We start from the raw sequence: 9608 nt of genomic DNA, 5'->3' as shown, positions 1-9608 counted from the left end.
CGAGGGTTGCGCTCGTTGCGGGACTTAACCCAACACCTCACGGCACGAGCTGACGACAGCCATGCAGCACCTGTGCGCGCTGCCCGAAGGCTCGTTCCCCTTTCGGTTCACTACTACGCGCATGTCAAGCCCAGGTAAGGTTCTTCGTGTAGCATCGAATTAAACCACACGCTCCGCTGCTTGTGCGGGCCCCCGTCAATTCCTTTGAGTTTTAGCCTTGCGGCCGTAGTCCCCAGGCGGGGTACTTAACGCGTTGGCTTCGGCACGGAGAGATACAATACTCCCCACACCAAGTACCCATCGTTTACGGCGTGGACTACCGGGGTATCTAATCCCGTTCGCTCCCCACGCTTTCGCGCCTCAGCGTCAGGAACAGACCAGGGAGCCGCCTTCGCCACTGGTGTTCCTCCCGATCTCTAAGGATTTTACCCCTACACCGGGAATTCCACTCCCCTCTTCTGCCCTCTAGTGCCGCAGTATTGAACGGCGCCTCCCGGTTGAGCCGAAAGATTTCACGTCCAACTTACGACACCGCCTGCGCGCGCTTTACGCCCAGTAAATCCGGATAACGCTCGCACCCTACGTGTTACCGCGGCTGCTGGCACGTAGTCAGCCGGTGCTTATTCCTGGGGTACCGTCCTTCCTCGTCCCCCAGAAAAGGGTTTTACGACCCGAAGGCCTTCTTCACCCACGCGGCGTTGCTGCATCAGGCTTTCGCCCATTGTGCAATATTCCTTACTGCTGCCTCCCGTAGGAGTCTGGCCCGTGTTTCAGTGCCAGTGTGGCTGATCATCCTCTCAGACCAGCTACCGATCTTCGCCTTGGTAGGCCATTACCCTACCAACTAGCTAATCGGCCGCAGGCCCCTCCCGAAGCGCCTTTCGGCTTTACTCCGGCAACCGAATGCCGGAGCACATGCGGAATTAGCAACCCTTTCGGGTAGTTATTCCCCACTTCGGGGTAGGTCACCTACGTGTTACTCACCCGGACGCCACTGACCACTCCTCCGAAGAAAAGTGGTCCGTTCGACTTGCATGTATTAGGCACGCCGCCAGCGTTCATCCTGAGCCAGGATCAAACTCTCCGTAGATTCTCTTTTCAGGAATCTGACAGGACCCAATCCCGTCTGCTTTCCTACCACTCTTCAGTTGTTAAAGTGCCGCCCGCTTTTTTAGGGCGAGGGTCATTATAACATAGCCCCTTGAGCCTGTCAAATCGGCCCCTCGGAGAGAAAAACTTCGCCGACGCTTCTGCATCGGCGGAGACGCACAACACCTATCCCGTTCAATCGGTCTTCACGTTGTGTTGGTTTGCGTCCCCCGTCTTCCTCCCTATCCGATTGTCAAAACAGCCAGCCGAAGTCCCTCTCACTCGGCACTTCTATTTTACCACAATTCTCCGCACTTTGTCAAGAGGTTGTGGCACTTTTTTGAATTTCCGCTGCGAGGTCGCTCGGCTCTCGCGACAACGGCGCGGATATTACCACAGCCCACGCGCCTTGTCAAATTTTGCCTTGCGCCCTGAAAGCGGCCTATGGAATCACAGCAGGTAGCGCGTTCCGGCCATCTTCGTCCCCGGGGACGTGGGCAATTTGCGCAAGGCGGTGAGGGCATCGCCGGAGGCCACGGGCGAGCCGCCGTCATGGATACGCGCACTCTTCCGGTGCGCCGCGCTGTAATTGCGATTGTTCCTTTACCGTAGCGAGGCCACCGGCAACGGGAGCAGGGATAGGCTCGCCGGAACACGGCGGGCATCACTCGCCCGGCGCGGTCAGGCGCGCGTACAGTTCGCGGGTCTCCGGATCGGGCTCCACCTGGAGTTCGCGGGCCAGAATCTGCTCGCACAACTGATACTGGCGTCGCACCCCGCCGATGTTGCCCTGGGCCGCGAAGCACCGCATGAGCAGGCGGTGCGCGGCCTCATCCGTGGGGTCTTCTTGCAGCCAGCGGTGCGTCAGAGCGATGGCCACCTCGTGGTTCCCCATCTGCCAGTAGTGATTGGCCACTCGTGCGATGGCCATGAGGAACAGGTCGCGCAGCGCCGTTTGCTGGTGCAGCGTCCACTCGGCGGTGATGTCCGCCAGGAAGTCGCCTTTGTAAAGCGCCACCGCCTTCTCGTAGCAGGCCAGGGCCTCGTCGGCGTCCTCGGCGGCCTGCGCCTGGCGGATGAGCGCCTGGAACTCGGTTACGTCGCAGTAGTAGCCGCCCGCGGGCGCGAAGCGGTAGGTGTTGTCCTCAAACTGCACGCAGTCGTTGGTCAGGAGGCGGCGCACCCGATAGACCAGCGTGTACAGGTTGCCGTAGGATTTGTGCTCGGTGTCGCCAGGCCACAGGCACTGGTAGATTTCGTCGCGGAGGACACCGCGGCCTTCGTTCTGCGTGGCCAGGAGGAAGATCAACTCTCGGGCCTTGCTCCACTTGGTGAGCACGGCCTCGCCATCCAACTCCACGCGGCTGCCCCCAAGCCCCAGCAGGCGTATGGCGTGGGATTCCACAGGCGGAGCCGCCTCGGCGACCGCCTCCGCAGCAACGGGCGCGACTTCCTGAAGGAGGTCGGCGACGTCCAGCCCGCTTTGGGCCGCGCGGGCCAGCAACGGCTTCGCCCAGCGCGCCAGGACGCGCAGCGCCGTGCGGTAGCCCAGTTTGCTCGCCCGGGTGAGCGCCTCTTGCAGGCGGGCCAGCGCCTGCTCGTGCGCGCCCGCCCGTTCCAGCGCCGCGCCGAGGAGGAACACGGCGCGGGTCATGTCGCGCATGGCGCCGTTCTCTTGCAGGAGGGTTGCCGCTTTCTGGAATTCGCGAACCGCCTGCTCGGCGTCCCTGTCCAGCCATGCGAGTCCCAGCGCCGTACTCGCCAGGCCCTGCTCGTAGGACGAACGGTGCGCTTCGGCCAGTTCGCTCGCTTGCCGCGCCAGGTCCTGCGCGCGGAGCGCCTCGCCCAGCGTCGCGTGCAGTTCCGCCTGGGCCGCTCGGATGTACATGGCCAGGAACCCCTCTTGCTTCTGGTCCAGGAGGGCAAAGGCCTTCTCGTAATGGTCCAGGGCCTGGGCAGAGTTGCCGCTGTCGCGCTCTATGTCGCCCAGGCCCGTCAGGATGTAGGCGGTCCAGCGCCCGCTACCTGCGTCGTGGGCCGCCTGTAGCGCCTGTTGCAGGGTTGCCCTGGCGCGGTCATATTCCCCGCGGTAGTAGTAGATGACACCCATGGAGTTGAGGGTGTTGGCCAGTTCGCCCGGGTTCCTGGCGCGCCGGAGCACGGCTGCCGACCTCTCCAGTTGGGCCAGTGCCTCGTCCAACTGCCCCATGCGCTCCAGGAAAGCCGCCAAGTCGGTGCGGGCCAGGGCCGCGTTGAACTCGCCGCCCGACAGGAGATGCAGTTGCAGCGCCCGCTGGAGGTGCTCCACGCCGTCCTGAAGTTGGCCCATTTGGCCCAGGCAGATGCCCCAGCAGCGTTCCATCTCGGCCACGGTGGGCGTGTCCACCTGCGCAGCCAGGAGCGCCGCGCGGGCGCATTGCTCGGCGCCGTCCTTGTACCGCCCCTGAAGTCGGAAGATGGTTCCCCGCTGCACCGCCACCTGCGCGATGCCCTTCGGGTCGTGAGCCTGCTGGAAGGCGTTCTCGGCCGTGTCCAGCAGCGAAAGGGCCATGTCGGGCTGGCCGTACTGGGCGTAGGCTTTCGCCGAATGCACCAGCAGCCAGGGGTGCTGGCGCGAGATGTCGGCGGGGAGCGTTTCGTAGCACTGCATCAGCCACAGGTGCCGCCCCGAGGCGATGGCGGCGCTGGCGATGCGCTCCATCCGCTGGGCCGCGGCGGAGTGCTCGCTTGCGGCGAGGAGGTGCGAAATCGCCTGCGGCAGATCGTTCTTGCCCTCCCAGTAGGCAGCCGCGCGCCGATGCAGTTCCGCAAACCGCCCAGGCTCCTCGCGTTGCAGGCGCGACACCAGGTATCCCTGGAACAGCCGATGGTACCGGTACCATTGCCCTTCCGCGCCCAGACGGTTGAGGAACAGGTTGCGCTCCTCCAGCAGGTTCAGCATCGCCCAGGAGTTGTTGGTCTCCAAGACGGCATCGCACAGTTCGGGGGTCATGTCCTCCAATATGGATGTCGCCAACAGGAACTCCTGCACCTTCGGATCCTGGCGGTTGAAGACCTCGCTGGCCAGGTAGTCGTACACCGTCATGATGCCCCTGCCGCGGATGAGGCCCTCCATCAGCCCCTGCCACAGGCTGTGGGTGGACAGCAGAATGCCGGTGATCCAGCCTTCGGTATCCTGGGCCAGGGCGCGGGCGTCCTCGGCGCTGAGTTGCACGTCGTACATCTGGCGGACAAGCGCCTGAATCTCGTCGGGGGTGAACCGCAGGTCGTTGCTGCCCAGACCTGCCACCTGCTGCTTGCTGGCCAGCGTTACGATGGGCAGCCGCCCGGGGACGGTGCGCCCCGCCACGATGAGGCAGCAATTCTCGGGCGCGTCCTCCAGGAAGCCCGTGATGAACCGCGTGATGGCGGTGCTCTGCTCTATGAGGTGGAAATCGTCCAGGACGATGGCAAAGTACTCGGGGATTTCGTCCAGAATCTCGTTGACCAGGCTGATCAGGAGCGGGTTCAGGCCCTCTTCGCCCAGGTCGGCCAGGCTGTCCAGCATCGCCACGGTCTGCGCGCCGAACTCGGGGAAGCGCTGCTGGATGCAGGCGATGAAGTGCTCCAGGAAGACGCGGGGTTCCTGCGCCCCGCTGTCCAGCGAGTACCAGCACACGGGGAAATTCGTGTCGTTGGCGAAGTCCACCAGGAGCGTCGTCTTGCCGTAGCCGGCGGGGGCCGAGACGAGCAACAGGCGTCGGTCTATGCGCGAATGCAGGAAATCTATCAGGCGTTGGCGGCGCAGAAAGTCCGGGCGTCGCCGTGGGATGAGGATCTTCGTCTTCTTGACCAGACTTAGCCCTGGCATGTACGCTCCCGCCACCACGTTCTCCTGGGGATGATTCCCGCGAGGGGAACATCCAACATTATATCACCCGAACGATAAAAATGACAAATCGCGGCGCGCACACCCGACTCTACAGGTGCACACGCTTCTGAAAGTGCGTCGCACCTTGCTCGCCAACACAAGACGGAACCGAATCCGCGCACACTCCAGCCGTTTGCCCTGCGGCCCAATCCCCCGTATACTTATCAACTGGACGAGACGCCCAGGTCGCAACGACGGCCCAGAACGAATGCCGGACAGACTACAGGCAGAGCGTCGGGTGGCTCGTTGAGTGGACGAGTTCCACAGGAGCACGGGGAGATGGCGGACTTCCAGTTGGTTTCGGCGTTCAAACCGACCGGCGATCAGCCCGAGGCCATCCGCAAGTTGGTGGAGGGCCTGCGCGCGGGCTATCGCGATCAGACGCTGCTCGGCGTTACCGGCTCGGGCAAGACCTACGTCATGGCCAACGTCATCGCCCAGGTCAATCGCCCCACGCTCGTCATCGCCCACAACAAGACCCTGGCCGCCCAGTTGTACGCCGAGTTCAAGGAGTTCTTCCCCAACAACGCGGTGGAGTACTTCGTCAGTTACTACGACTACTACCAGCCGGAGGCGTATCTCCCCAAGACCGACACGTACATAGAGAAAGACGCCGACATCAACGACGAGATTGAGCGCCTTCGGCTCGCCGCGACGGAGGCACTGCTCACCCGCCGCGACGTGATCATCGTCGCCAGTGTTTCGTGCATCTACAACATCGGCTCGCCCGAGGAGTACGGCCAGGACGTGGTGCGGCTGCGCGTGGGCGAATCCAAGCGGCGCGACAAAGTGCTGCGCCACCTGGTGGAAATCTACTACGACCGCAACGACGTGGCGCTGACTCGGGGCAAGTTCCGCGTGCGCGGCGACACGCTGGAGATCTTCCCCGCGTACCGCGAGACCGTGTGGCGCGTGGAGTTCTGGGGCGACACGATAGACCGCATCGCGGAGGTGGATCCCGTTACCGGCGAGGTGCTGTCGCAGCAGGAAAGCATCCAGATTTTCCCCGCCAAGCACTTCGTAACGAACAAAGAGCGCCTGGCCGCCGCGTTTGAGAGCATTGAGGCCGAGTTGCAGGAGCGCCTGGCCGAACTCCGCGCCCAGGACAAACTCCTGGAGGCGCAGCGCCTGGAGCAGCGCACCCGCTACGATTTGGAGATGCTCCGCGAGGTGGGCTACTGCTCGGGGATTGAGAACTACTCGCGCCAACTGTCGGGCCGCGCGCCCGGCCAGCAACCCTGGACGCTTCTGGACTACTTCCCCGACGACTACCTGATGATCATAGACGAATCGCACATGACCATCCCGCAACTGCACGGGATGTATAACGGCGACCGCTCGCGCAAGGAAGTGCTGGTGGAATACGGGTTCCGACTCCCCTCGGCGCTGGACAACCGCCCCCTGAAGTTTGAGGAGTTTGAGAAGCATATCAACCAGGTCATCTACACCTCGGCTACGCCCGGCCCCTACGAACTGGCGCGCAGCGCGCAGGTGGTGGAACTCATCGTGCGACCGACGGGGCTGCTGGATCCGCGCGTGTCGGTGCGCCCGACCGAGGGCCAGGTGGACGACCTGCTGGCCGAAATCCGCAAGAGGGTGGACAGGGGCGAGCGCGTGCTGGTAACGACGCTGACCAAGCGCATGGCCGAGGACTTGGCCGACTACATCGCCGAGATGGGCATCAAGGTGCACTACCTGCACTCCGAAATCCAGACGCTGGAACGGGTGGAGATTCTCCGCGACCTGCGGCTGGGTGTGTACGACGTGGTGGTGGGCATCAACCTGCTGCGCGAGGGGCTTGACCTGCCCGAGGTGTCGCTGGTGGCCATCCTGGACGCGGACAAGGAGGGCTTCCTGCGCTCGGAGTGGGCGCTGATCCAAACGATGGGCCGCGCCGCCCGCCATATCAACGGCGAGGTCATCCTGTACGCCGATACCCTCACCGAGTCCATGCGGCGGGCCATTGATGAGACCAACCGCCGCCGCGCCATCCAGGAAGCGTACAACCGCGAGCACGGCGTCGTCCCCGAGAGCATCGTCAAGTCGGTGTACGACATCACCCAGCGCGTGCGCACCGCCGCCGAGACCCGCGCCGAATATGGGACAGGCGTGGGCATCCCGAAGGACGAGGCCGCCCGCATGATCCGCGAGTTGGAGAAGCAGATGCGGGCCGCCGCCGACGCCCTGGAGTTTGAGAAAGCCGCGTTCATCCGCGACCAAATCTACGAACTGCGCCGCCAACTGGAAGACGAATCCCTGCCCGAATGGGAACGCCCCCGCGCGGCCGCCCGAAGCCGATGGTAAACGTCCCTGCGCCTGGCTATCTGGAACTGGCGCGGCGCGGGGAACTGCCCGACCGCGTCCGCCAGGCCCGCGACCTGCTGGCCCACTGCGTGCTGTGCCCCCGGCGTTGCGGCGTGAACCGTCTGGCGGGCGAAGTGGGGTTCTGCCGCGCGGGGGCCGACCCCGTCGTGGCGTCGTGGAACGTCCACCCCTGGGAGGAGCCGCCCATCAGCGGCACGCGCGGGTCGGGCACGATCTTCTTCAGTTACTGCACCGCGCGCTGCCGTTTCTGCCAGAACTACCCCATCAGCCAGTTGGGCGTCGGCAACCGCGTCTCGGCGGAGCGCCTGGCCGAGATGATGGTGGAACTCCAGGACAAAGGCTGCCACAACATCAACTTCGTAACGCCGACGCATTTCGCCGCCCAGATTGTGCTGGCGCTGCCGCGTGCCGTGGAACTGGGCCTGCGCATCCCTCTCGTGTACAACACCAGCGGCTACGATTCGCTGGAGACGCTGCGCCTGCTGGACGGCATCGTGGACATCTACCTGCCCGACGCCAAGTACGCGGACGATGAGGTTGCGCGGCGACTTTCGGGCTTCGTCGGGTACGTGGAGGCCGACCGCGCGGCGCTTAAGGAGATCTTCCGCCAGGTGGGCGATGAACTCGTGCTGGACGAGGAGGGCATCGCCCGCCGCGGGATGATCATCCGCCATCTGGTGCTTCCGGGCGGCCTGGCCCAGAGCGCCGAGGTGTTCCGCTGGATCGCCCGCGAACTGTCGCCCAACGTCCACGTGAGCGTGATGAGCCAATACTTCCCGGCGCACCGCGTCCTGGAAGACCCGGTGCTGGGCCGCAAGGTCTCGCCCGAGGAGTATTTGGAGGCCGTGGATGCCTTTGAGCAGGCCGGGCTGCAAAACGGCTGGTTCCAGGAGCAGGAAGACGCCTGCGATGACGTGTGAATCGCCACGCGCGTGGCGCGGTTGGGCCGCGGGTCTGCTATAATATCCGCAAACGCCGGAGGGGTTGCATGAGCGAAACCCATACGAGACCGAGGCCGACCGTCGCCCTGCCCACGTTCCCGCAGGGGGTTCCCCTGGCCTGGGCCGTGCTTTGCGGGGCGGTGTCCGCCGTAGGGGTGCGCTGGACGTGGCCGCTCGCCGGGCGGCTACTTGCCGCCGTGCTGCTCGCGGAGTTCGTGTGGCGCTGGGTCGTGTGGCTGCTGGTGCAGGGAGAGGGGCAGCGTCCGCCAGCGGCTTCCCGCGCCCCGCTTTTCACCCTGCCCTACGCGCAGCCCAACTCGCCCGCGCGGCGGTTCACGGCCTGGCTGTCGGGAGCGTTGCGGGTGCTGTGGAGCGTGTGGGTGTCGCCGCGGGGGTTGCGCGCGCGGACGGTTGGCGCGCTCGTGCTCGTGGGCCTGTTTCTGTCGCTGGGCCTGGGTGCGCCGGCTGCGTGGGTGGGGGCGCTCATCCTGGCGCTGGCGCTGGCCGCCGGTTTCGGACTGCGCGCGTCGCCGGCCGCCGAGGTCTGGGCGCCCGGGGCGCTGGTGGCGCTGGCCTGGGTTGTGGGTGCCACGACGGCCGCCGGGCAGGTGAGCCTGCACCTCGTCGTCGCGCCTGCCTACGGCCTGGCCGCGTCAGGGCTGGCGGCACTGGATCGCGGCCTGGCGTGGGGCAGGGGCATCTTCCTCGCCGGGATCATCGCGCCCGTGCCGGCGCTCGTCGCCTTCCGGCTGGCGCTCCCCGCGACGCTGCTTGCCTTTGTCGCGGTGGCGGCCTGCGCGACCCTGCTGCCGTCCCCGTCGGCGACGCCCGGCCTGGCCAGGGCGGCGCGCCCGCTGCTGTGGGTGAGCATGGCGGGGGCGGCGCTGGCGCTGGGACTGTAGAGGACTGCGGGGTTGTAACCGCGAATAACACGAATCCACGCGAACGAAATAGACCCCAAGGATCTCGGAGACCCTTGGGGTCTTCAACGCCAGCCCGATGCTTCCGCGTCAGGCGGCCAGGGCGCCGGCTAGGGTGAAGCGAACACGCCCGCGCGGGGCTAAACCCCCGCGCTGACGGAATGAAGCCCCTTCGGGGCTCGGCGTGCGGGCGGCGTGCGTTCCCTCTCCCGCTGGGAGAGGGCTAGGGTGAGGGACGTTTGGATCGCGAAGGACACGAAAGGGCGTGAAAGCCACGAAAGGCACGACCGCACATGCGCGCGCCGCGCAGGGCGGCAGCACACCTCACCCCCGCGCCTTCGGCGCCCCCCCGCCGCCGGCAGGGGATGTGGAGCAAATTGCCAATTTGCTCCACGCGGGTGGGGATGAATCGCCGCATCGCCG

At 65.4% G+C, this 9608-nt stretch carries 4 protein-coding genes and 1 rRNA gene; 3 read left to right on the top strand and 2 right to left on the bottom strand.

Annotated elements, in window-relative coordinates; all coding sequences use genetic code 11:
* Window positions 1-1088, bottom strand: a 16S ribosomal RNA gene (locus H5T65_12715); the annotation flags it as partial.
* Window positions 1089-1753: 665 nt separating this feature from the next.
* Complete coding sequence (locus H5T65_12710; protein ID MBC7260098.1) at window positions 1754-4939, bottom strand: tetratricopeptide repeat protein; 3186 nt, start codon at window positions 4937-4939, stop codon at window positions 1754-1756.
* 339 nt (window positions 4940-5278) lie between these two features.
* Between H5T65_12710 and uvrB the strand changes: the two genes are divergently transcribed.
* From uvrB to H5T65_12695, 3 genes are all read left to right on the top strand, one after another.
* Window positions 5279-7303 carry an excinuclease ABC subunit UvrB gene (gene uvrB, locus H5T65_12705; GenBank protein ID MBC7260097.1) on the top strand — a complete coding sequence of 675 codons (2025 nt, stop codon included), beginning with the start codon at window positions 5279-5281 and terminating at the stop codon, window positions 7301-7303.
* The gene (locus tag H5T65_12700; protein ID MBC7260096.1) at window positions 7297-8244 is read left to right on the top strand and encodes a radical SAM protein; all 948 of its coding nucleotides are present in this window, start codon (window positions 7297-7299) and stop codon (window positions 8242-8244) included. Before uvrB ends, H5T65_12700 begins: the two co-directional genes overlap by 7 nt.
* Window positions 8245-8312: 68 nt before the next feature.
* On the top strand, window positions 8313-9167 hold the full coding sequence (locus H5T65_12695; protein MBC7260095.1) for a hypothetical protein: 855 nt from the start codon (window positions 8313-8315) through the stop codon (window positions 9165-9167).
* The last annotated feature ends 441 nt before the right edge of the window (window positions 9168-9608 follow it).

This window comes from Chloroflexota bacterium, from assembly GCA_014360805.1.
Classification (GTDB): Bacteria; Chloroflexota; Anaerolineae; order DTLA01; family DTLA01; genus DTLA01.
Note: the sequence above shows the minus strand (reverse complement) of the source record. Positions and strands in the feature narration are given on the sequence as shown.

Excerpts from the sequence above, each read along its gene's own strand:
- uvrB (MBC7260097.1), top strand. The coding sequence starts at position 5,279 with ATGGCGGACTTCCAGTTGGTTTCGGCGTTCAAACCGACCGGCGATCAG.
- H5T65_12700 (MBC7260096.1), top strand. The coding sequence starts at position 7,297 with ATGGTAAACGTCCCTGCGCCTGGCTATCTGGAACTGGCGCGGCGCGGG.
- H5T65_12710 (MBC7260098.1), bottom strand. The coding sequence starts at position 4,939 with ATGCCAGGGCTAAGTCTGGTCAAGAAGACGAAGATCCTCATCCCACGG.
- H5T65_12695 (MBC7260095.1), top strand. The coding sequence starts at position 8,313 with ATGAGCGAAACCCATACGAGACCGAGGCCGACCGTCGCCCTGCCCACG.